The sequence below is a fragment of the Guptibacillus algicola genome, from assembly GCF_020171805.1.
In the GTDB taxonomy this organism is placed as follows: domain Bacteria; phylum Bacillota; class Bacilli; order Bacillales; family Guptibacillaceae; genus Guptibacillus; species Guptibacillus algicola.
The window spans coordinates 1-22,565 of record NZ_JAIVAF010000006.1; the positions used below are offsets into that span (position 1 = coordinate 1).

Sequence of the window (22,565 nt, forward strand, 5' to 3'; positions counted from 1 at the left end):
CGTTCGTCCTGAGCCAGGATCAAACTCTCCGATAGAAAGTTCAATCTAGCTTTAAAACTTGTTGTTTCCGTAGAAACAATTTCTTGCATGGCGTTTCGTTCAGTTTTCAAAGATCGATTGTGATTCTAGTAAACTATCATTTTGCCTTACTCGTTTGTTTTGCCGAGTGACAACTTCTACTTTAACAGCAACGTTGTAATGTGTCAACACTTTTTTATAATTTATAAAATTGGTTGGCGTCGCTTTTCGAAGTGACAAGTAATATCTTACCACGGGCTCAAAACATCGTCAATAACTTATTCTAAAAAAATCTCCCACTTCTATGGGAGATGGTTCAGCCTGTATACAGTTCTTCCTCAGGGTACCTTATTTTAGAGACTTTCTTTGAGGCGAGACTAAATGCAAGGGTTAAGGGACCAAGCTTACCGATCATCATCAAGAAGATTAAGGTTACTTTTCCTATTTCGTTTAAATCGCCTGTTAATCCCATCGAAAGCCCTACAGTTCCGAACGCAGAAACAACCTCAAACAGAATAGGTAAGAAAGGGGCACGTTGTGTTAAGTCTAATAAAAACACGCCCGTAAGCACAACTCCTGATGAGATAACCGTTATTGCTAGCGCTTTTACTACTATTGAGAAAGGTACTGTTTTATGAAAAACAGTGATTTCATTTTTACCTTTTAAGAACGTGTTAACTGATAGAATCATTGCGATAAAGGTTGTTAACTTAATTCCTCCACCGGTCGAACCACTCCCCGCACCAATAAACATAAGGATAATCATAAAAAATAAAGACGTTTCTTCCATACTAGTAATATCGATAGAATTAAAACCTGCAGTTCTTGGGGTAACAGCTTGAAAGAATGCTGCCCAAACTTTACCCATCATATCTAATGAACCCAATGTCGCTTTGTTATTCCATTCCAATAACAAAATAACCACGAACGCAATGATATTGATCGCAACAGTACCGACAATCATAAGCTTTGTATGGAGAGAAAACTCTCGAAAGTGCTTTTTATTCTTCAAATCGACCAACACTGTAAAGCCTATTCCTCCAAGAATGAACAACATCGTGATCACAAGGTTTACGATAGGATCAGAAACATACGTTGTAAGGCTGTCTGTCCATATTGAAAACCCAGCATTATTGTAAGCTGATATAGAATGAAAAATTGCTGCATACATTCCTTCACTAATCCCGAGTTCTGGAATCCACCTAATAAAAAGGAATAAAGCTCCTACCGCTTCAATGAAGAGTGAAAATAGCAAAAGGCTCTGGACCAGCTTAATAATTCCCCCCATCTTCCCTTGATTCAGCGATTGCATGATTAATAATCGTTGAGAGACGCCTATCTTTTTCCCTATTAAAATGAAGACAAGAGCAGCAAACGTCATAATGCCAAGGCCACCTACTTGAATGAGCAATAGAATGATTATTTGCCCAAACGTCGTATAGGTCGTTCCTGTATCAACGACAGCAAGACCAGTAACTGTAATAGCCGAAACTGCTGTAAACCATGCATCCGTCCAGGTAATTGACGTTGTAGTAGACTGGGGCAACTTTAGCAAAATCATTCCTACGGTACTCACCACGATAAAAATGAGCAAGAGTGTACGTGGTGGGTTGAGTAATGACTTTAACGGGTTCATTAAGCTTCCCTTCTTTCGATAAGTAACCCTATTAACTTAAACGTAGAGTTAGTATAAAAACTGTAAAGTACAGGTGAAGCTACATTTGAAAATATAAATGGTGATGAAGCGAGCATTTATCGTTGAAGGTCGCACCACAAGATAAGCAAGTTGAACCACAGGTAAGATATTGGTGAATCGAGAACTCCGTGTTACACTTTCCGCATAAAATCGCTAACTCATCAAACTTCTCTGGTGGCCATCGTATTATGTCGTGATCAGCCGTCTCTTCATGGCACGTTATACACGGAAAGTAAGAGTTACAACAATAGAATTTGATCGCAATGATGTCTTTTTCACTATGGTAATGCTCACATCTTGTTTCTTGATCAATCGGTTTCCCCTTTATTTCTAAGTCCATCAAATTACTCCTCCCATCACTATTTCAACAATTGCCATGTTGAAAGAATATCAATAACAATCACTTGGAAGTTCAAACATAATTTCTCGTTAATGATGATCATGATTTTGTTTCAACGGACGTATTGTTTATATGTTCCATAACAGGGTAATTTATTTAATGGATTTCTGCATCAGTTTGTTGCGAGTTTTGCACGCTGCGGAACTTGTGAAACACCTTTACTACTTCTCCTTCTATCAAAATTCCGCCGAAAGAACTCGCATTTCTGCTACACCCTATCAAAGTGGCTATCATACTAAAACTCTCGACTGCCGAAGGAACTTTTTTATAACTTTATAGTATCCCTTCCCCGAAAGCAATCATTAATAAAAAGGATTAAAGAATGCTATCGGCTTACCTTCATATATGATTTTGTTTTATTAAGAGGATATTTTCACTAGTTGAAGAACAATCCATTTAAGCAATCAAAATTAGGGAGATAAATGGGGGATTTGTGATGGAAAAGAAAAGCGCATTAGACATAAACAATCTTAAGCTAATCTTTCACCATATATCAGATCTTGTTTTTCTCATCAGAGTTGTGGATCTACAGCATTATGAGATCGAAGCAATCAATGAGGGGTACTTAGGAAATTACCAAACAACGAAAGAAGATATATCAGGAAAACGAATCGAGGAGTTTCTAGGTGTCGATCAAGGGATTAAAGCAATTCGACGTTTTCAAGAAGCAATCATCCGGAGAGAGACCTTGCAATTTGAAGAAGCCTATACCTTTCCAGAGCAAGGCTACCGCATGTTTGATATTACCCTCGTTCCTATTATAGAAGGAAACACTGTTGCTAACCTAATCGGGACTGCAAAAGATATAACGGAAAAGCGGATTAACGAAGAACAGCTCGTTCAATCTGAGAAGCTTTCCGTAGTTGGTCAGCTAGCTGCTGGAATTGCGCATGAATTGAAAAATCCACTCACTTCACTCAAAGGCTTTTTAAAGTTAATAGATTTTGAGAATAAAAACCCAGACATTGAGCGCTATATAAAAGTGATGGATACGGAGTTCACTCGAATCGAGCAGATTATCGAGGAATTTTTAGTGTTAGCAAAGCCTAATAAAATCAATTTCTGCCACCATCGTATCGATGACATTATTGAAGAAGTGATCGAATTACTAAACGCTCAGGCAAATATGGAATCGATTGTATTAACTACAGAATATCCCGATACACTCCCACAGGTTTATTGCGAAAGCAATCAATTAAAACAGGTGTTTATTAACATTATCAAAAACGCTATAGAAGCAAGCGATGATGGTGGGAACATCACAATCAGCATCAACACTAGCGGAGAACATATACAAGTATCAATTAGAGATCATGGCGAGGGAATTTCAAAGGAAGATATCAATAAACTCGGCTCACCTTTCTACACTACAAAGAAACATGGTACTGGCCTTGGGTTAGCAATTTGCAAAAGAATAATCGAAAAACATAAAGGACAGCTGGTAATAGACAGTTCAATCGGTCATGGAACCGAAATAACAGTTATCCTACCAATCAATTTTACTTAATAAAAAACACCCCCTTAGGTCGTTATCACGATACGACTCAGGTGGTGTTTTTCTACCTTTTCATGTATTAAAACGATCGAGGGGTGTTTTCAATAGACGTAAGATCTTCCTGTGCAGCTAACCACCCACGAATATCACTTATGACTTCCGTAGGCTTTTGCCAATGAAGAACATGCCCTGCATCTTCAATTGCACTAATTCGACACTCACTCTTAATCGCACTTCGCATTGAATCCACCGCATCAACTCTCACTGGTTCTGCTTCTTCTGGTAAAGTACCTCTTAACAAATAAACTGGTACAGTGATGTCTTTAAACAATTTGCTCGAGGGTTCATTGTAGAGCGCTTTCATAATCGCTCGCGCAGTTTCCTCTCTCGTTCTCATTCTTACACCGCCGCCATCTGCAGTCATGTCAGCCCGAACCATTTTTTGTAATGCCTCAGACCACCTTCCTACTTCCTCTTTCTTCTTCTCTTCATATTTCGTAATAGATTTAAAATTAGAATCATTGATCCAATTAGAGATGTTTTGAAGATGCTCATCAAGATTTGTTGAAGGCTCGTCAGAAGGACAAATGTAGCCGCCATCCAACATCACGATTCCTTTAACATCTTCCTTATACAAGCTTGCGTAATGAACAGCAATTGCTGCTCCCCATGAGTGACCTAGCATATAAACTGGGCTAGAACATACTTTAGTTATGATCGCATTGAGCCATTCCGAAAAGGGTTTGAAGAGATAGGAGTTCTCATCCATAAACGCATCCGTTTTTCCATGACCAGGTAAGTCAAAAGCAATTAAATGAAATTGATCTTGTAACTCTTCTGCTACCTCAATAAAACCTAACGCATTGTTGGTTAATCCATGCATGCATACAACCGGAGGATTTTCAGGGTTCCCCCACTTTACTCCATGAATGGATTGGCCATCCAGAGTGATTTCGAATTCTTTCATCTTAACCTTCCTTTCATACTTCCCCTCCTAAACCTATTTCGACTGAGAGGGAATTATCCCCTTTATGTAGAAAACAAATTAAGGAATATGCACTATTTGAGACTTATTTTTATGGAGGACAATTATGAAAATACGAAAAGCTGTGGTAGAAGATTCGACTGATATTGCAAGGGTTCATGTGAACAGCTGGCGCACAACATACCAGGGCATTGTACCTAGCATCTTTCTAGAATCACTCGATATGAAAGTTCGAGAAGCCCGCTGGAAGAAAGGACTAGAAGCAGGAAATAGTATATTTGTAGCAGAAAATAACAAAAACGAAATTGTCGGTTTTGCGAATGGTGGGAAAAATCGAAGTGAAGAGCTTCCATATGATGGGGAACTTTACGCGATTTATCTATTAGAAAGTGCGCATCGAAAGGGAGCTGGTAAGCAACTCTTTTGCAATGTAGCAAAGGAACTTAAGGATGAAGGATTCCACTCTATGCTTGTCTGGGTGCTTAACGGAAATCCCGCTGATCAGTTTTATCTTCATTTCAATCCTTCCGTTGTTACGGAAAAGGAGATTTCGATTGGAGGGGAGATGCTTCTAGAAACAGCGTATGGTTGGAACGAGATCGATGATATTTTAACAGTTTGTCCTTAAAAGAAAGAAGGTCGCAATACAATGCGACCTTCTTTCTGCCTATCACCCAAACATATCTAGCTTTTCAATGCGATGAACCGCTTCTATCAATCTAGCTTCAGAGGTATTCAGTCCAGCTCTGACATAGCCTTCGCCATACTCCCCGAATCCATTTCCAGGCGCTACCACTACCTTTGCCTCTTCTAATAGATAATCCGCAAACTCCTCAGAGGTAAATGAGTCTGGAACTTTCAACCAGGAGAAGAATGATCCAGCGGGCGCCTTAACGTCCCAGCCTATTCCTCTTAACCCTTCAATTAAGACGCTTCTTCTTCTTTCATAGGTTTGAGCCAACTCTTCTACGCATTTTTGAGAACCTAAAAGCGCTTCTGCCGCAGCTTCTTGTATCCCACTAAACAAACTCACATACAGGTGGTCCTGTAAAAGATTAATGCTTTCAATGACAGATCGGTTTCCAATCGCAAAGCCCACTCGCCATCCAGCCATATTAAAGGTTTTGGACATCGTATAAATTTCGACCCCTACATCTTTTGCTCCCTCTACTTCTAAAAAACTGATCGGTCGATTTCCATCAAAGCCAATGGCGCCATAAGCAAAATCATGAACTACACAGAAGTCATGTTGATTTGCGAGCTTGATCGTATCTTTAAAAAACGACTCTGTTGCTTGCGCACCTGTAGGGTTGTTCGGATAGTTCAAAAACATGAGCTTTGCTTTCTCAAAATCTTCCTCAGAAATCGCATCATAGTCTGGCAAAAAATCATTTTCATCTAATAATGGCATGGGATGCATTTCCGCCTCGGCCATCGCTACTCCAGACCAATAATCTGGATAGCCAGGATCAGGCATTAAAGCTTTGTCACCTTTGTTTAATAGACATTGACTAACCTCTACCAATCCAGCTTTCCCACCGAACAACACAGCAACTTCCTGTTCAGGATCTACAGTTACATCAAACTCTCGCTTATAGTAATCCGCCACTGCTTGTTTAAGAAAAGGTTGTCCTCTAAAAGGAGGATATTTATGAAACTCTGGTTTTTCAGCAGCAGACTGTAGAGACTGAATAATGTGCTCTGGTGTTGGTTGGTCGGGATTGCCCTGTCCTAAATTAATGATATCGTGACCAGCTTCTTTAAATTGATTCACTTTGCCAGCTAGCTTTGCGAAAAATTGTTCCGGTAATCTTTTTATTGCGTCAGATTGCTCAAACTGTTTCAAACAACTCACATCCCATTTATAATTTTCTATAAATTCTAGTAATTCATGTTATCTTGAATACACGCTTATGTAAAGGCTTGTCGACGAAAGATTCCCTTAGTGCATTTGTCGCCTTTCATATAGTACAGATGCGAATTAAAAAAAGAGGCGTTCTTCGCCTCTTTACCAATTAGGTGGATAGTATCCTAAAGGCAGACTTGTTCTGCCATAAAAAGAGTGTTCGTGCTTAGTATGTGAAAAAGTTTCACCATCAAACTCATGATAATGCCCTCCTCTAGATAGAGGGATCGGTGGCCCTGTTTTCAAACTATACCGATGCTGATGGTCATTGACCAGCGTTACTCCTTCCAATCTATGAACGTGTTCATCACGATCACACCCGTTTGCCGGGAAGCTAAATCCTACGACACTATGTTCATGTTCCTCTTTTTCTGAAGTCGTCGTTTTATAATGATGAGTATGCGCAAAAGGTAGTTGAGTGATTCCTTTGTTCATTCATCTGACACCTCTTCCATTTTTCTTTTTTTAGAAGGGGAAAAAGCTTCTAAACTAGAAAGAAGATTAAGTACATCTATCATATGAATAGAAAGAGGTGACTTATGCATTCATCCTTAAATGTATACGGCCATCGTGGGTCTGCGGGCACACATCCTGAGAATACACTCGTCTCTTTTAAAGCAGCTGAAAGAGCTTGCGTTAACGGAATCGAATGTGATGTACAACTATCTAAAGATGGCATTCCAGTAGTTATTCACGACGAAAAAGTAGATCGAACAACTAATGGCGTCGGGTGGGTAAAAGATTATAGCTATGAGGATTTATGCAAACTTGATGCTGGTGGGAAGCATTCGAAAAGATATCAAGGTGAACGGATTCCTACCCTAGAAGAAGTGTTAACTTGGCTCTCGACGACCTCTCTACTCATTAATATCGAATTAAAAACTGGTTATCTTCCTTACCCAGGTATTGAAGAAAAAGTAAATTCTCTTTTGAATAAGTATCATCTAACCGATCGGTCGGTTATTTCTTCGTTCAATCATTATAGTGTGAAACGTATTTATGAGCTGAACAATTCTATTGAGACGGCTATCCTCCTCAGAGATAAAATCGTACATCCGTGGGAATACATGAAAAGCATCGGAGCAAGTAGTATCCATATTGAGTATCAAGTTTTAGATGAATACCTTATGGAGCAAACAACAAAACGTAAAATCCCTGTCAGAGTTTTCACAGTAAATACAATTGAACAGATGCGAAAACTTGATGGAATGGGGTGCGATGGAATCTTTACGGATTATCCAACACTTGCTGTTAACAGCGATCGGTAAGGGCTACAGGGCGAATTCACTAAAAATGTGCGTTAGCCTACTTCCGCTTCACCCAATGACGACATAGGTTAATACTGAAACAAAGAAAACTACGAAGGGGTCGTTTTATATGGGTGGATATGGATACAACCAGGGGTTTGCTCTAATCGTCGTGCTGTTTATTTTGCTAATTATCATCGGAGCATCTTGGCTATACTAATTAACTAAAAAAACAAGCCGGCTTAGTGCTGGCTTGTTTTTATATGATCGAGCATTTGTTTAGTTAGTTCTTGGGTTAGCTGTCATACTTCCTGGTGTGCGTGTTTCACCGCCTGGAATGTTTGTTGTTGATTCAGAAGAAGTGCTTTCAGAATCAGTTACTTCTTGTCCAGCTTCTTTTACTTTAGAACCAATTTCCTGAATATCTTCCCCAGCTTCTTTCGCAGAAGATATTACTTCGCTGGAGTCCTCTTTCACTTGATTAACTTGGTCCACAACCTCTTCGTTTACTTTCTCATATAGCGATTGAGCATCATTAACTGCTTCCTTCAACACTTCAGATGCTGAATTAATGCGCTCCATCCAGTCGTTCTTGAATTCAGAAGGATTTTCTTTTACATTCGTATAGAATCCTTTTGAAGAATCAACCGCACTACCAGTCGCTCTTTTCACCTTTTGTCTAGTTGTTGAATCTAGCATCGCGACTGCTCCACCAACAATCGCTCCAACTACGATTCCCTTCATTAACTTACTGTTCTTTTCTTCCTTCACAGTTGTCGTTTGCATGAGTTCTTCCTCCTATATAACGAAATTATTTCCTAACTGTTGACTCTAGTTCTGTCATTCCCTTTCCATCAAAAGCTAAACTAACTTGTTAGAAACAAAAATAACTTCGCTTTCCGAAAGTCCTCTGTTATAATAGACTGCGTTATATTAGAGCAGTTCGAAACCTTCCTGCTTTAACAAAACTAAGGAGGAATAATAATGAATAGTATGGATAACGCTTGGCTACCTTCTTCTGGTCCAATGCCAAGACCAGAAAGTGTAGAACAAGCCCGTGAAGTTATAAAGAACGAATCTTTCGATGCACCGAATGTACAAGAAATTACATTCAATGCACTTGAATTTACAGCTGTGTGTCCGAAAACTGGACAACCTGACTTTGGTAGAGTGGAAATTTCCTACGTACCAGACCAAAAGTGTATCGAATCTAAATCATTGAAGTTTTACCTTTGGTCTTACCGAGATGAAGGGAGTTTTTGTGAAACTTTAGCTGCTCGTATTGCTGATGATGTTGTCTATGCGATCGATCCACTAAAAGTCACGATTACAGTGTACCAATCCGCACGCGGAGGAATTGAATTGAAAACAACAGCAGTAAGAGAAAAGGCTGAAGCATAACATGAAGTCTCAGCAAATCGACCGCAGTCTTGTCCTGTTCAATGTACTCTTTGCAACTTCTATCGTAGTTGCTAACGTACTTGCAGGAAAAGTTGTGATGATTGGAAGTTTCGTTATTCCTGCTGCTGTCGTAATGTATGCATTCTCTTTTCTTTTCACAGACATCATTCACGAACGTTTCGGTCAAGAAGAAGCGAAGCGGACGATTCGATATGGCTTCGCCGCCCAAATCTTCGCAAGTATCATGATATTCATCGGTATGTTGCTACCTGTTGCACCATTTGCAGCAGATACGCAAGCTGCCTATGAAATCTTATTAGGACAAAATTATCGGTTCGTGCTTGCAAGTCTTGCAGCATATCTTGTATCTCAACATGTTGATGTTTACATTTTTTCTGCACTCAAGAAAAGAACTGCGAACAGACATCGATGGATACGAAACAATGCTAGTACAGCTGCATCTCAGCTCATCGATACGACGATCTTCATCACGATTGCTTTCATCGGTACAGTGCCAAACATTTGGGTGATGATTCTATCGCAATTTGCTATAAAAATGGCTCTTGCTCTTCTTGATACACCAATTTTTTATGCTTTGACTAAAATTGATTCAAGTAGAGAAGAAAGGTTTCATACGAAAAAGCCTCTGGATGTATAAGCATCCAGAGGCTTTTTTTATAGTGCTTTTTGATTTGCAAGCGTCATTGTCGTTGTTTGAACCTCACCGTCACGGTAAAACGTTACTTTCATTTCGTCTCCAACTTTTTTGTTAGAATAAAGATACTTTCTTAACTCCGCAGAGCTTTTGATCTCTTGATCATCAAGTTTCACGATCACATCTCTTTCCTTCAAGCCAGCTTCCGAAGCAGGAGAAGACGGAGATATCCCCATTAGTACGACTCCGCCATCAACTTCCTCAGGAAGATTTAGCGTGCCACTCCAATGTTGTTTCGGAACTTCTGCTAAGGAAGCGGGGGTTACCCCCATAACAGGTCTTTTCACTTCACCAGTAGTTTCTAGCTGATTAATAATTGGCTCAGCTACATTAATCGGTATCGCAAAACCAATTCCCTCTACTTGGGTTTGAGCGATTTTTGATGAGTTGATTCCAATAAGCTGCCCCTGAATGTTAATCAGGGCACCGCCACTATTCCCTGGGTTAATCGAAGCATCCGTTTGAATAACATCTGCTGAATAGTCCGCCTGACCATTGTTATCAAGGTCAACTGGAATAGAACGGTTCGTATTACTGATGATACCTTGCGTTACTGAACCCTCTAGAAAGCCTAATGGATTCCCTAGGGCAATAGCTGGCTCTCCTGTTTTTAAGCTATCTGAAGATCCGAACTCTGCCACCGTATCCACTTTGCTTCCATCGATTTCAAGCACAGCAAGATCCAACAGAGGATCTGCCCCTAATAGGTTAGCGTCAAGCTTCTCTTCATTATTCAGAGTCACTTCAAGAGAAGAAGCCCCTTCGATCACATGGTTATTTGTTACGACGAAAGCACGGCCATCTTCTTTTTTATAAATGACGCCAGAACCAGATCCAGCTGCTTGGTCTGCTTGACCATCCTGGTTATCGAGAGAAAAACCATCTTCATATTTCGTAATACTCACAACTGATCCTTGAGCTTTTTCTACTGCTTTCGTAATATCTGTTGAAACATCGTAAGAAACATTTGTCGCTGATTGGTTTTCAGAGCTTTGAACGGCTGACTGACTCATAGCTGGTTGATCTGTATTTGTAACAAAAGGTCCTGCCACAAGCATAACAGAAGCCCCGATCACTGCACCGAACGTACTAGGTAAGAACCAGTTCATACCTCGAGTTACTTTCTTATCTTTCCTTGTTTGATTTTGCTCATCATAGTATCCCATTACTATGTCACCCTTTCTCCCCTTGAACTGTTTATATACACATTGTAACGACTAGAAATACGTCTGTATGGAATATGAGAGCTTTTTCACATTCTTTGATATTTGTCGTATTTTTGTGGATATTTCCCGTGAGATTGTGAGAGAAAACGTCGAAAAAAGGCTTAAGACCTATTCTTCAGTGTTCGTGACCAGGTGAAAAGAAGTAAACCGACACCTAACGCAATTTGTGCAAGAACGACAAATCCATCCCAGAAATACATCGATCCAACTGGGTAAGAAAGATAGTTTAGGCTTGTTTGCACCATATAGCGAAGCTGTGGAATCACATAAAAAACAAACAACGAAATCGAGAAACCTATTCCAATAATATAAATAACACCATAAATACCGAGGATGAACTGTTCGCGTTTTGATCGTATATCTTCACTTCTCCGCAATAGCCACTCTTTGCTTCTTTCCATTAAGTTATAGCAACCACTGGTATTTTCTAAAACATAATAGAAATCAGTTTTCATATAGACACAACATTGGTAAATAAACTTAATAAACAAATCCAACATGATGAGTGAAGCAACAGCTTGTACCCATGGCTGTGCAACAAACAATTGTGTCAGGGTCGCTCCAAAAAACAAAACTGTATCAAAGCAAATTCCTGATAGGTAGAGGTGATTTCTTTCTCTTCTACTCAATCGCCATGCATGTGTCATATCCGTTTCAATGACAACTAGAAAAAGTCTGTGACTGATCGACAGGTTCGTAGGAAGATCATGTGATCTCACCGCCATTACATGTCCCATTTCATGGATGAAGATCATTATCAAAGATAGGAACAAGTATGTCATCATTGAAACTGCTAAACTATTTGAAACAAAAAAATCACTATAGTGAGGAAGTAACTCTAGATGTGTAGTCAATAGTGCTATATTAACGAGGAAAAGAAGTAAATATAATTTATATGAGAAAGAGTTAAATAGAGATTGAGCTAAGGTAGGAGAGATTTTATTAAAGAGTGAGTTGTTTGAAACACTTATTTCACGACTTTCATCACCTGAAATAAAACCTAACTCTACTAATTGTTCTACAAAATCAAGAACATCAATTTCGTCTGAAGGAAATTGTTCCAAGAGAATCCTCTCAACTTCTTTCAAGTTTTTTCCTTGATCTATCAGCTTTAAGGCTTCGACTGCGGACTCATTCATTTCGTAATACTCAGCCGCTTTTACAATTTCAACAATATACTCATTTTGACTATTATGTATTTTAAACTCATTTAATAGGATTGAAGATTGAAGATTCATACAGAACTCCTTTCAAAAAAAGAAGGGTGCAAAACTGCACCCTACCATTTAGTTCCTGGAGGAAGATAAATACACCACCAACAAGGCGTTTTCACTTTTTTGAGTTTACGAATTTTCATTAATTTCACCTCCTTTAATAGTAGGTTCAACTGAATTAGAGTGTTCCTTATGATAAGCAGACCATTGCGGGAATACTTTTTTAAATATCTTCACCATCTCAGGATCAAATTGTGTACCCTCTCCATTAATTATCTGTGAATAAGCTTCAGTCAGAGACATTGCTGGTCGGTAAGATCTTGATGAAGTCATTGCATCGAACGCATCGGCCACTGCGGTGATACGCGCTAGAAATGGAATTTCTTCTCCCTTCAAACCTTCGGGATATCCTCTTCCATCCCACCTTTCATGATGATACCTCACAACATCAAGGCAACACTCTAGTCCCTTGATTCCTGATAAAGCCTCTGCTCCTACAGTAGGATGAGTTTTAATTACGTTGAATTCTTCGTTATTTAATCTAGATGGTTTCATTAAGATTCTATCTGGAATATTTACCTTCCCAACATCATGAAGTAAGCATGCATAGTTGAAATTCGCTAGTTCCTCAGAAGAGAATCCATTTATCTTCTTTGCAAGCATAACCGAATATGCTGCCACTCGTTGACTATGTCCTCTTGTATAGGGATCTTTTAACTCTAGCGTTGCCACAACACCCTTCACAATTCCTTCCAATTGTTCATCGAAGGTGGTTTGAATAGTATTAACGTAAGCCTTAAAACGTTGCAATAAGATGAAAGCTATTAATGAAACGACTATCAATAAAACCATAGGCAATAATAGAGTCTGGTCTTGAAGGATGAGTCCAAGAAGAGAGTATTTTAGTAGACTCCCAGTAGCTACAAGCCAGAAGAATCTTGTATTAATAAAGATGGGGCTAAACAATACTATTAGTAATTCGGCAATACTGCCAGATCGGTAAGGAATTTCATTTCCGTAATAGACCACAAAGTCATTTACTAAATTTAGTACCGTATAAACGATAAAAATCATATATTTTATACGAAATGTATATCTTTTTTTTAGGCAATAAATAATAAATGGAATCATTAATAATTCAATTACGAAATACCATATCCCCAACCCACCATGTAATATTTGAGAGGCTTGACCATTAATAAAGTTTTTTAGAATAATGCTGTAGAAAAAGTCGTATGAAAAAGAGACCAGATAAAATAACCATACAAATAAGATAACTGCTCTCTTCTCTTCTAAAATTAAGGTTGGATTTATAAATTTCCTCATTATTATTACCTCATTTTCAGGTCTGTTGACGGTAGAAATATTTTGAATGTCGTTCCTTCATCTGGTGAGCTTTCCACTTCTATTCTTCCTTTGTGTTCCTCAACAATTCGATAACTCACCATTAAGCCTAAGCCTGTGCCGTCCTCTTTAGTGGAGAAAAACGGTTCTTGAAGTCTATGGATATACTCTTCAGGTATCCCAGTTCCTTCGTCACGGCAAACAATGCAAATTTCATCATCACTATAATTATCGGCTATTATTTCTAAGTTTCCACCATTAGGCATAGCATCTATGGCATTTCTGAAAATATTAATTAAAACTTGCTTAATTCTGTTCTCATCACATTCAAGGTATGGATTTTGAGTATTCAATTCAACATTATAGGTAATATCATTTGCTAGAGCTTGGTTGTTCGTTAACCTAACAACGTATTTAATAATATCTTCTATACTCTTTCTCTTTAAAGATAACCCACTAGGTTTTCCCAGAATCAAAAGGTCATTTACAATTAAGTTAATCCTTTCAATTTCATCCATCATTATTGAAGAATGTTTGGAATCACCAGGAGACTGAAGTTCTTGCAGCTGTAGGAACCCTTTTATTGAAGTCAATGGATTCCTTATCTCATGAGCTATACTTGTTGCGACTTGGCCCATGAATGCTAATTTTTCGTTCTGAGCTAATTGTTCATATGCTTTTTCAATAGATTTTACATATGATAGTGATCTATTGAGAAAGATGAATGTCAAAATAGAAATTAAGACAAGGATCGTAACAGGATGGATTACCTTCGGAATTGATAAAGTCAATCCGACAATTAAATATTTTGTAATTAACCCCAACGTCACCCACCAGAAGTATTTCCTGTCTAAGAAGATTGGAGTAAACAGTACGAAAAATATCTCCATAACACTTCCACTGGTATATTCCATTTCGAAAATTGAATAAATTATTAGTTCTGTGATTAAAGCGACAAATAAATATACTAGCAAAAACACGTATTTTATATATTGACTTTTATTTACCTTAAGAAGGTAGAAACCTATTAAAAGAAGTAACAGTTCAGTAAAAAAATATACCCATTCATCAACAATGATTTCAGGCGTTCCAGGATTAATATCAGAAGAAATTCTTCTTTCAACAAATAAACTAAAAATACCAGATACAAGAGTAATTCCAACAAATAAATATAAAAATAATTGAGTTGCTTTTTTTTCTTGTTCCTCAATAGTAGTACTCAATGATGATGCTCTCATAACTACTCCTAACACTGCATTGAAGGCAGTTACAATATCTTTAAAACACTCTTGATTATAGCATATAATTCGACAATAATTACCAAATTCCTATTCAATTTTCATAAACGATATGTAAAGTTTCACACTGGATGATCCAACTTTTATTTGGACTGGATGACAAAACAAAAACCCCGCGAGTGCGGGGTTCGTTTTATTAGATATATTTATTCTTCTTAATAAATTTCTCTTCGTCAATTTTATCTTTAGCAACATTCTGCTGAACCTTGAGTCTTGATAAACCTAAGCGTTTCATCACTGAGTCCATATTCTCAGAATCAGTATTCTCATCTTTTGGTTTATCTGAGAACACCCAGCTCACAAGAGCATTGGCCATTTCAACAGCGTAGCCTTTATTACGATAATCTGGTATCAAGTGATATCCAACTTCTAGATTTCCTGATGCGTCGCCAGTATTCTTAAATCCCATGGTTCCGATTACTTTTTCATCAGAGGTATGGATCAGTATTCCTTCCCATTTGCAATTCACTTTAGAAAGATCGGTATCATCTAAGTGAAAAGGAAGAAAATCTTCAAACTGAACGTTCTCAAATTCTCTTGGGACCTCAACATGTAAAAGTTTCTCAAGTTCTTTCTTATTTGCCATTGCTTTAATAAGATCAAAGGAAAATGGAATGATGGTCAGACGATCGGTCTGAAGGTAAGGCATTTTATTTCAAAAGTCCTCCTTGTGAGTTATTTTCAAGTAATGTGAAAATGACTTTTATCACTATACCTTACAGATTTACTTACTGTAAACCATACCCTAACAAATCTTTAATAAACGAAATTTTCTTTATTTATGTTGTCCTTACTCTTATAGGTTATGCAGGACAAACAAAAAAGCTGCCACAAACGTGCGGCAGCCTAGTAAATTTATTTTGAATCCTTCAGTACATCTTCTTCTTCAATATTGGCAAGGTCGTTGTTTAAGACTTCTTTATACTTCTCAGCTACTTCTATAGAAATGATCTCATCTTGTTCTAGCTCTGTAATCTTCGCGTGTTGCGCGTATAACGAATGTTTCTTCAATGTTATAAGTTGACTCGTCTTAAGATGAGGATGTTCCTCTAACAAACGATCAAGGTTGTCATGAATGTCCTCGATTTCTCTTTCATAAGTGGAAAGCATTTCTCCATAAACAGGTTCAGGTATGAAAAGCTGTGACTTTATCTTTTTGATTTCTGCAATACCTGCTTCATGTCTATGTAGGTTTGCTACGATATCTTCATATTCCTTCGATCCACTATGCTTGGCACGTAGACCAAAATAATTAATCAATGGTTTAATCGTAATGCCTTGAACGACTAAAGAAAATAAGACTATGCTAAACGTTAAGATCAATATCGTTTCTCTTCCGTCAAAGTCACCTGGCAAACTCAGTACCAGGGCAATGGATAATGATCCTTTTAATCCTCCCCAATTAAGGACATGACGCCAGGAGGTTGGTAATCCTTTTACAAACATCGTGCTTCCGTAAACAGCGATACTTCGACCAACTAATACGATTAAGAGAGCGAGCCCAATGGTTCCCCACTTATCCGCAAATTCTATTCTCGTAATTTCGAGTCCAACCATCAAGAAGACGATTGAATTCGCAAGCAATGCTGCAACATCCCAGAAGTTATTAATATTTAACCTTGTCGTTGGACTCATTCCAACCTTCGATCCAAAGTTACCGAACGTAAGAGCTGCTATAACTACGGCAATAACACCCGAAACATGAATACTCTCTGCAGCAATATACGCACCATAGAATAAAATCACGCTAAAAATAATCTCGAGTGGGTAATCATCAAAGTACTTTGTGAGGATTGAAACAGCATACCCAAACCCTCCACCGATCAATAAACCACCAGCAACAACTTTCACAAACTCTAACACACCGCTAGTCAGTCCACCCCAGCCCATATCCATATAAGCCAGGAGGGAAAATGCAGAGATTTTGAACAACACAACCGCAAGCCCATCGTTAAATAAACTTTCCCCTTCGATCGTTGTAGAGAGTTTATGATTTACACCCATACTCTTAAAAATGGACAGCACACTTACCGGATCTGTCGCACTCATTAATGCTGCAAATACAAACGCAACAGGAATGGATAGACCTAGGAGATAGTGCGTTGAAAACCCAATAACAAGGAAGGAAAGAAATGTCCCTCCAAAGGCAAGCGCAAGGATCGGCTTCTTGTTTTCGTTCAAATGAGAAAACGGAAGCTTTAATGCAGCCTCACCAAGTAATGCTGGTAAGAAAATCGTTAAAATAACAAAATTAAAAATATCCCCTTCCGTTATAAACATCTTTAACGGTTCAAGTACAGGAATATTCAATAACCCGATTAACGTTCCGATTATGACTAGAGCGATGGGATAAGGCTGTTTTAGTTTTTTTGCAACTGCCGTTATTCCAGCAGCCATAATGACGAGAATGAGACCAAGTTCAAAAATATGATGCAAGTCTAAATGTTCCATATCCTTCCTCCGCTTCTTTATTCTGTTTCTATTATAACCAAATTTTATTAGGATTGGAAAATCACGGAGAGTATCTCGAATGTTAGTGTGTCCTTTTTTGTTGTTTTTACACAAAAAGAAGAGCTCTCAGAGGAGCTCTTCTTCACAAAATTAATTTTTAGTATACCCCAACTTGGTCCCATGCATTTGCTACGGAACTATAAGTAGAGCCTGTACCATAAAGGTCTGCAGTTGCTTGTAGCAATGAAGAACGCGCGTCACTAAAGTCAGTGTTTGGAGTCATATAGAGACTCAATGCACGGTAGTAAATTTTCTCAGCTTTTGTTTTCCCGATGCTCTGGATCGTTAGGTATGCTGCTTTGTTTGGAATACCACTATTCGTATGAACTCCTCCGTTATCAGAAGAAGTGTAGTAGTAGTCATCCATGTGAGATGGTTGGCCATATGCCTCTGGATTAGACATACTTCTTAATGCATCTCCAGGTGTTCCAGGTGTATACACATCTTCACCCATTAGATAATCTTCTGGTTCAACGAAATAACCGAACACATCAGACATCGATTCATTTAATGCCCCAGATTGATCCTGATACACTAGACCAGCCGTTCTTTCAGTGACTGCGTGAGTAATTTCGTGAGCTACGATATCAAGTCCGCCTGAAAGTGGATCAAATGTTTGGCCATCGCCATCACCATAAACCATCTGAGAACCATTCCAGAATGCATTATTGTAGTTTGAGCCGTAATGAACTGTGGATCGGATAGTGGCACCTTTGTTGTCATAGCTGTTGCGGTTATGAGTATCGTCAAAATAGTCATAAACTACCCCAGCGTTATAATGCGCACTAACATCTGCACCTTGAGAGTAAGCTGTAAAAGCATTGTTACTATCTACAGAATAACTACCCGGAAGCGATGTACCGTAATTCGCAGTTCTTGTTTCGATTACGCCACTCATTGGCTTTGTAACATCGTAAAGATAGTACGTCCCGTTCGAATAGTACGTATTTAGAGCTTTATAGTCTCCAAGTACATCATAACCATATCCATTTGTAGCACCTTCAGTAACTGCGTTATAAGCATCTACAACTGAGCCATCTCGTGCGTCAACGAAGATTTGCCAGTTTGCTGGGTAAGGATCGATAAATTGAAGTTGTACTTTATAAGTAAGATAGTACTTATCGTCTTTCTCAATGACAACTTTATCGCTCTTTTCTACTTGATCTGATACTTTGGACTTTCTCACAAAGCTAGGGTTATCACTTACAACATTACTAGGTTTCACATCGATGTGATCCCAGGCCTTAGCAATTGCTTGTTTGTCAGAAAGCTTTGCATTACTACTTCCTTTAAAGTTCTTTTCAGCATTAGGGTGTAAATCGCCGTTAATCGCTACAATATTATCGTTTTTATCCGTATGTACGATAAATTTCGCTCCGTCAATTTCTTCTCCCTTTACAGTTTGAACATATTCATAATGCGTCATGCCTAACTCATCCGTAGATTCGTTAACCAACTTTAAATTCTTTTGATTAACATTAAATAGCCCTTCATTAGATTTCAGAAAAGCTTTAACTGCTTTCTCGTTACCTACCTTATCTTTTGATAGTTTACCAGATAGAAACGATGGTACGTTTCTTTCTTTCTCCCACGTTTGTTTCACATTCTCCATTTTTTCGAGTGCACTCTTCTGTTCGGGATTAAGATCCTTAGTAGAAGCAGCTGAAGCGGTTGGAAGCGCTGATCCAAAAGCAAGTCCTGTTGCGAGTGCTACGGCAATTCCTTTTTTCATATTGCTTTCCTCCAATTCGAAATGTTTAGAATTTTTAATACATTAGTAGAATAGCACAGATATTTTAGTGTTTGTATTGGGAAATGTATAGAAAATAACAGGAATATAACCGATATTTACAATTACATTTCCCAATAACAAAAGGGATGTCTAGGTGATATAATCAATCTACAACTCTCGGTTACTGTAAAATTTTTCCTATTAATAAAAAAAGACGCGCATATAGCAGCGCCTCTCGTGTATTTATAAATTACAAACTAACCTCAATCTCTTTCGAATTCAAAAACGCTTCTACCCCTTCTACCGGGAGCGGTTTACTAAAATAAAATCCTTGTACATCATAACACTCTAATTGTTTCAACATTTCGATTTGCTCTTCAGTCTCAACACCCTCTGCAATAATGTCTAGGTGTAAATGCCTGGCTAATGAGATGATTGTTGTGACGATCCCAAGACTGCTAGAACTACTAAGCAACCCTCTAATAAACGTTTGGTCGATTTTAACTCGATTGATAGGTAGTTTCGTTAAGTAATGCAAGGAACTATAGCCCGTCCCGAAATCATCCATACTGATGGCAACGCCTAGTTCACGAATCTTCTGAAGCTTTTGGATCGTAGTATGTTCGTTAAACATCGCCATACTTTCGGTGATTTCAATCTCAAGTGTCTCTGGAGCGATACCAGAACGTTCAAGATTTTTAATTATCGTGCACACAATATTTTCTTGATAAAAGTGGCGCTGTGAGATGTTTACTGACATCGTATAATGTTCACCATAATTTTGTTGCCATATCTTTAATTGATCACAAGCGTGTTGGATGACTATTTTCTCAATAGGGATGATAAGCCCAGTTTCTTCAGCTGCTTGGATAAACTCATTTGGAGAAATCAAACCTATTTCAGGATGTAGCCATCTGACTAAGGCTTCAAATCCAATAACCTCGCCCGTTTCAGTATTCACTTTCGGCTGATAGTATACAAGTAGTTCATCCTGTTCGATCGCTTTGCGCAAATCATTTTCTAGAATAATTTTATGAAGCGTTTGGTTACTCATTTCCTCCTGATAAAAGGCGTAATTGTTCGTATCTTTCTCTTTGACATGGTACATTGCCATATCCGCATATTTTAGGAGTTCAGCTGCATTACTTCCATGAATGGGGTAAAGGGCAATCCCGATGCTTGCCGTTAACAAACACTCTTGATTCTCAATCATAAGTGGAGACTGAAACGCCTCTAGAATCGCTGCCGCTACTCGTTCAACGTCCTCTTTCTTTTCATATTGAGGTAGGATGATCGTAAATTCATCTCCCCCTAGCCGTGAAACGAATAAGCGTTCATCCAAAACTTCTTCCAATCGTTTTCCTATGGATTGAATGACTAAATCCCCAAAATCATGCCCGAATAAATCATTAATTCGCTTAAATCTATCAAAATCAATTAACATTACTGCAAATGGAGGCGGAACTTCTTGATTCATGAGAGAAGCTAACTCCTCATTGAAATAACGTCTATTAGGTAATCCTGTTAACTCATCGTGGTAAGCGAGGAAATGGATTGTTTTTTCTGCACGCTTTTTCTCAGTAATATCTTTTGCGATCCCGTATACGCCAACTATATCGTCACCAACGTTAATTGGCACAGTAGAAATATGTAAGTCCTTTATTATATTTAGCTTTGACCTTACTTTGATATCAAATTGATGGACCTCTCCTTGTAGGGAGCGTTGAAACATACCCAAGGCAAGCTGCACTTCTCCTGGTGCTACGACTTCATGAAACGACTTTGTTTTCAATTCTTTGATCGAATATCCTGTGTACTCCGCAGCTACATAGTTAACACTCGCAAATTTCCCTTCTGCATCAATAGAAAAGACAGCATCAGGATTATGATGAAAAAGAGATTTAAATTGCTGCTCATTATGTACAAGCCGATCAGTTTGTTCGATTTGACTTGCAATAACGTATCGATCAGGCACATAAACTAGAAGCCCTAAACATACGTAGTTAAAAGCCACCGCAATAAGGTACGAACCTAATCGATCACCTTGATTAAGGTAAAGCGACTGATCTATCATTCCAAAAAACAGTAAGTATGGTAAGCACGAAAAGACGATACTAGCTGCTAAGCTTCCTACAAATAACCATAGTTTATAGTACCGCTTACGATCATTAAGGTTTAACAACAACAAGAAGCGAACGATACATAGAGAAAAAGCCAAGGTGATAATAATAGCTAGTACAAAATATATAGGTCTAATCATGATCGACTCACTAAAAAATGCAATATTACCACTTATTAATGTAATTAATATACCCGCAGTAAGCAGTGTTGAGCAGATCACATGTAACTGAGGTTTCATCTTACGACTTAAGAACGTTTGGATAATGAGAAAAGAAAATACCGCACTTAAGAAAATCAATAGAACTGCATGAAGCAAATACTCATTAAGAGAATGCGATGCAGGAATAGAGAGATTAAACAATAGATTGATTAAATAGAGAGATACGCCTAGGATTGAAGTAATTGTAATAACCCATTGTTTATTTCTGAAAGGTTTATGTTTGTATTTCAAAAATATGAATACGCCCCCGTAGAACACAATGAACGATATAAAAAAACCCACTATGTACAATGCGTATTCAATCGTATACAGTTCGATTAATGAAAGCATATGAACCCCCGACACTATGCTGTCTTGCAGCATTTTCTATTTTTGCAGATAACAAACACGTTATGAAACTCTCTTCAAACACATACATATTAAAACAACCCTGAACAAGCAGGTGATCGCACCATGCTAAAGAAAATAGTAGCTGTGCTTATTGGAAGTATTATGGTCGGAGTAGGAGTCAATGGGTTTCTTGTCCCAAACCATCTGATTGATGGGGGAATGATTGGAATTGGGTTAATCATTAAATATATATGGGGCTTTGAAACAGGACTCACGATTATATGTTTAAGTATTCCACTTTATATTTTTGCTTTCCTTTATTTTCGCCATTACTTTTATAACAGTCTTCATGGCCTGTTACTTTCCTCTTTTTTCATCGATATCCTATCCCCGATGCGTCATTCCTTTCAGTATCCCTCATTGATAAGTGCCATGATAGGAGGGTTTTTTGTAGGGTCAGGGATTGGAATTATGCTTAGGTTTGACACGAGTACTGGCGGAACTGACCTTCTAGCACAGTTTATTTCAAAGCTTCTCTCTTTAAATGTAGGAGTAATAATTTTCCTTATTGACGGTGTTGTTATTATTATCGGCTCAAAAACAATTGGTTTGAACTCTACGATGTACTCTGCTATCACGATTTTATTTGTAGGAATTGCCACGAGTTTGTTAACGATTAAAAAAGAAGCCACATAAAACAACGCTG

The 22,565-nt window shown here is 38.2% G+C and carries 21 protein-coding genes; 7 read left to right on the plus strand and 14 right to left on the minus strand.

Translation table 11 applies throughout. The annotated features are described in order from the left end of the window. Positions 1–334 precede the first annotated feature (334 nt). Both LCM09_RS17105 and LCM09_RS17110 read right to left on the minus strand, forming a co-directional pair. The gene (locus tag LCM09_RS17105; protein ID WP_224884429.1) at positions 335–1,654 is read right to left on the minus strand and encodes a TrkH family potassium uptake protein; all 1,320 of its coding nucleotides are present in this window, start codon (positions 1,652–1,654) and stop codon (positions 335–337) included. 79 nt (positions 1,655–1,733) lie between these two features. Continuing rightward, on the minus strand, positions 1,734–2,054 hold the full coding sequence (locus LCM09_RS17110; RefSeq protein WP_224884431.1) for a CHY zinc finger protein: 321 nt from the start codon (positions 2,052–2,054) through the stop codon (positions 1,734–1,736). 496 nt (positions 2,055–2,550) lie between these two features. On the opposite strand from LCM09_RS17110, the gene LCM09_RS17115 reads away from it, so the two are divergent. Then, the gene (locus LCM09_RS17115; protein WP_224884433.1) at positions 2,551–3,621 is read left to right on the plus strand and encodes an ATP-binding protein; all 1,071 of its coding nucleotides are present in this window, start codon (positions 2,551–2,553) and stop codon (positions 3,619–3,621) included. A gap of 67 nt (positions 3,622–3,688) precedes the next feature. On the opposite strand, the gene LCM09_RS17120 is transcribed toward LCM09_RS17115, so the two are convergent. Next, positions 3,689–4,576 carry an alpha/beta fold hydrolase gene (locus tag LCM09_RS17120; RefSeq protein ID WP_224884435.1) on the minus strand — a complete coding sequence of 296 codons (888 nt, stop codon included), beginning with the start codon at positions 4,574–4,576 and terminating at the stop codon, positions 3,689–3,691. A gap of 124 nt (positions 4,577–4,700) precedes the next feature. Between LCM09_RS17120 and LCM09_RS17125 the strand changes: the two genes are divergently transcribed. Next, entirely contained in the window at positions 4,701–5,222 is a 522-nt protein-coding gene (locus LCM09_RS17125; RefSeq protein WP_224884437.1) for a GNAT family N-acetyltransferase, read from the plus strand. 42 nt (positions 5,223–5,264) lie between these two features. Here LCM09_RS17125 and LCM09_RS17130 read toward each other — a convergent pair whose 3' ends face one another. Together LCM09_RS17130 and LCM09_RS17135 are read right to left on the minus strand one after the other, a co-directional pair. Beyond that, positions 5,265–6,440, minus strand: a complete 1,176-nt coding sequence (locus tag LCM09_RS17130; RefSeq protein WP_224884438.1) for a pyridoxal phosphate-dependent aminotransferase — start codon at positions 6,438–6,440, stop codon at positions 5,265–5,267. Between the two features lie 162 nt (positions 6,441–6,602). After that, complete coding sequence (locus tag LCM09_RS17135) at positions 6,603–6,935, minus strand: YmaF family protein (RefSeq protein WP_224884440.1); 333 nt, start codon at positions 6,933–6,935, stop codon at positions 6,603–6,605. Positions 6,936–7,039: 104 nt separating this feature from the next. On the opposite strand from LCM09_RS17135, the gene LCM09_RS17140 reads away from it, so the two are divergent. Both LCM09_RS17140 and LCM09_RS17145 read left to right on the plus strand, forming a co-directional pair. Continuing rightward, the gene (locus LCM09_RS17140; RefSeq protein WP_224884442.1) at positions 7,040–7,768 is read left to right on the plus strand and encodes a glycerophosphodiester phosphodiesterase; all 729 of its coding nucleotides are present in this window, start codon (positions 7,040–7,042) and stop codon (positions 7,766–7,768) included. 109 nt (positions 7,769–7,877) lie between these two features. Next, positions 7,878–7,967 (plus strand): YjcZ family sporulation protein, encoded by a 90-nt coding sequence (locus tag LCM09_RS17145; RefSeq protein WP_224884444.1) that lies wholly within the window; start codon positions 7,878–7,880, stop codon positions 7,965–7,967. 59 nt (positions 7,968–8,026) lie between these two features. Here LCM09_RS17145 and LCM09_RS17150 read toward each other — a convergent pair whose 3' ends face one another. Then, the gene (locus tag LCM09_RS17150; protein WP_224884446.1) at positions 8,027–8,533 is read right to left on the minus strand and encodes a YtxH domain-containing protein; all 507 of its coding nucleotides are present in this window, start codon (positions 8,531–8,533) and stop codon (positions 8,027–8,029) included. Positions 8,534–8,731: 198 nt separating this feature from the next. On the opposite strand from LCM09_RS17150, the gene queF reads away from it, so the two are divergent. Together queF and LCM09_RS17160 are read left to right on the plus strand one after the other, a co-directional pair. Then, positions 8,732–9,148, plus strand: coding sequence for a preQ(1) synthase (gene queF / locus LCM09_RS17155; RefSeq protein WP_224884448.1), 417 nt, complete (start codon positions 8,732–8,734; stop codon positions 9,146–9,148). Position 9,149: 1 nt separating this feature from the next. Beyond that, on the plus strand, positions 9,150–9,806 hold the full coding sequence (locus LCM09_RS17160) for a queuosine precursor transporter (protein WP_224884450.1): 657 nt from the start codon (positions 9,150–9,152) through the stop codon (positions 9,804–9,806). Between the two features lie 17 nt (positions 9,807–9,823). Here LCM09_RS17160 and LCM09_RS17165 read toward each other — a convergent pair whose 3' ends face one another. The 8 genes from LCM09_RS17165 to LCM09_RS17200 form a co-directional block, all read right to left on the minus strand. Then, positions 9,824–11,029, minus strand: a complete 1,206-nt coding sequence (locus LCM09_RS17165; RefSeq protein ID WP_224884452.1) for a S1C family serine protease — start codon at positions 11,027–11,029, stop codon at positions 9,824–9,826. 161 nt (positions 11,030–11,190) lie between these two features. Next, complete coding sequence (locus LCM09_RS17170; protein ID WP_224884453.1) at positions 11,191–12,327, minus strand: PqqD family protein; 1,137 nt, start codon at positions 12,325–12,327, stop codon at positions 11,191–11,193. Between the two features lie 105 nt (positions 12,328–12,432). Beyond that, positions 12,433–13,629, minus strand: a complete 1,197-nt coding sequence (locus LCM09_RS17175; protein WP_224884455.1) for an HD-GYP domain-containing protein — start codon at positions 13,627–13,629, stop codon at positions 12,433–12,435. Between the two features lie 5 nt (positions 13,630–13,634). Beyond that, positions 13,635–14,885 (minus strand): ATP-binding protein, encoded by a 1,251-nt coding sequence (locus tag LCM09_RS17180; RefSeq protein ID WP_224884458.1) that lies wholly within the window; start codon positions 14,883–14,885, stop codon positions 13,635–13,637. 196 nt (positions 14,886–15,081) lie between these two features. Then, a complete protein-coding gene (locus LCM09_RS17185; protein WP_224884460.1) occupies positions 15,082–15,594 on the minus strand; it encodes a GNAT family N-acetyltransferase in 513 nt (170 codons plus the stop codon). 206 nt (positions 15,595–15,800) lie between these two features. Beyond that, positions 15,801–17,396 (minus strand): cation:proton antiporter, encoded by a 1,596-nt coding sequence (locus LCM09_RS17190; protein ID WP_224884462.1) that lies wholly within the window; start codon positions 17,394–17,396, stop codon positions 15,801–15,803. Positions 17,397–17,553: 157 nt separating this feature from the next. Then, a complete protein-coding gene (locus LCM09_RS17195) occupies positions 17,554–19,188 on the minus strand; it encodes a M4 family metallopeptidase (protein WP_224884463.1) in 1,635 nt (544 codons plus the stop codon). 250 nt (positions 19,189–19,438) lie between these two features. Next, entirely contained in the window at positions 19,439–21,859 is a 2,421-nt protein-coding gene (locus tag LCM09_RS17200) for an EAL domain-containing protein (RefSeq protein WP_224884465.1), read from the minus strand. 123 nt (positions 21,860–21,982) lie between these two features. Between LCM09_RS17200 and LCM09_RS17205 the strand changes: the two genes are divergently transcribed. Next, positions 21,983–22,555 (plus strand): YitT family protein, encoded by a 573-nt coding sequence (locus LCM09_RS17205; RefSeq protein ID WP_224884467.1) that lies wholly within the window; start codon positions 21,983–21,985, stop codon positions 22,553–22,555. The last annotated feature ends 10 nt before the right edge of the window (positions 22,556–22,565 follow it).

Bases quoted from the DNA above. Each gene is read 5' to 3' on its own strand.
- LCM09_RS17120 (WP_224884435.1), bottom strand. From the start codon at position 4,576: ATGAAAGAATTCGAAATCACTCTGGATGGCCAATCCATTCATGGAGTA.
- LCM09_RS17145 (WP_224884444.1), top strand. From the start codon at position 7,878: ATGGGTGGATATGGATACAACCAGGGGTTTGCTCTAATCGTCGTGCTG.
- LCM09_RS17185 (WP_224884460.1), bottom strand. From the start codon at position 15,594: ATGCCTTACCTTCAGACCGATCGTCTGACCATCATTCCATTTTCCTTT.
- LCM09_RS17180 (WP_224884458.1), bottom strand. From the start codon at position 14,885: ATGAGAGCATCATCATTGAGTACTACTATTGAGGAACAAGAAAAAAAA.
- LCM09_RS17105 (WP_224884429.1), bottom strand. From the start codon at position 1,654: ATGAACCCGTTAAAGTCATTACTCAACCCACCACGTACACTCTTGCTC.
- LCM09_RS17115 (WP_224884433.1), top strand. From the start codon at position 2,551: ATGGAAAAGAAAAGCGCATTAGACATAAACAATCTTAAGCTAATCTTT.
- LCM09_RS17135 (WP_224884440.1), bottom strand. From the start codon at position 6,935: ATGAACAAAGGAATCACTCAACTACCTTTTGCGCATACTCATCATTAT.
- queF (WP_224884448.1), top strand. From the start codon at position 8,732: ATGAATAGTATGGATAACGCTTGGCTACCTTCTTCTGGTCCAATGCCA.
- LCM09_RS17190 (WP_224884462.1), bottom strand. From the start codon at position 17,396: ATGGAACATTTAGACTTGCATCATATTTTTGAACTTGGTCTCATTCTC.
- LCM09_RS17195 (WP_224884463.1), bottom strand. From the start codon at position 19,188: ATGAAAAAAGGAATTGCCGTAGCACTCGCAACAGGACTTGCTTTTGGA.
- LCM09_RS17205 (WP_224884467.1), top strand. From the start codon at position 21,983: ATGCTAAAGAAAATAGTAGCTGTGCTTATTGGAAGTATTATGGTCGGA.
- LCM09_RS17110 (WP_224884431.1), bottom strand. From the start codon at position 2,054: ATGGACTTAGAAATAAAGGGGAAACCGATTGATCAAGAAACAAGATGT.
- LCM09_RS17125 (WP_224884437.1), top strand. From the start codon at position 4,701: ATGAAAATACGAAAAGCTGTGGTAGAAGATTCGACTGATATTGCAAGG.
- LCM09_RS17170 (WP_224884453.1), bottom strand. From the start codon at position 12,327: ATGAATCTTCAATCTTCAATCCTATTAAATGAGTTTAAAATACATAAT.
- LCM09_RS17150 (WP_224884446.1), bottom strand. From the start codon at position 8,533: ATGCAAACGACAACTGTGAAGGAAGAAAAGAACAGTAAGTTAATGAAG.
- LCM09_RS17165 (WP_224884452.1), bottom strand. From the start codon at position 11,029: ATGGGATACTATGATGAGCAAAATCAAACAAGGAAAGATAAGAAAGTA.
- LCM09_RS17140 (WP_224884442.1), top strand. From the start codon at position 7,040: ATGCATTCATCCTTAAATGTATACGGCCATCGTGGGTCTGCGGGCACA.
- LCM09_RS17160 (WP_224884450.1), top strand. From the start codon at position 9,150: ATGAAGTCTCAGCAAATCGACCGCAGTCTTGTCCTGTTCAATGTACTC.
- LCM09_RS17200 (WP_224884465.1), bottom strand. From the start codon at position 21,859: ATGCTTTCATTAATCGAACTGTATACGATTGAATACGCATTGTACATA.
- LCM09_RS17175 (WP_224884455.1), bottom strand. From the start codon at position 13,629: ATGAGGAAATTTATAAATCCAACCTTAATTTTAGAAGAGAAGAGAGCA.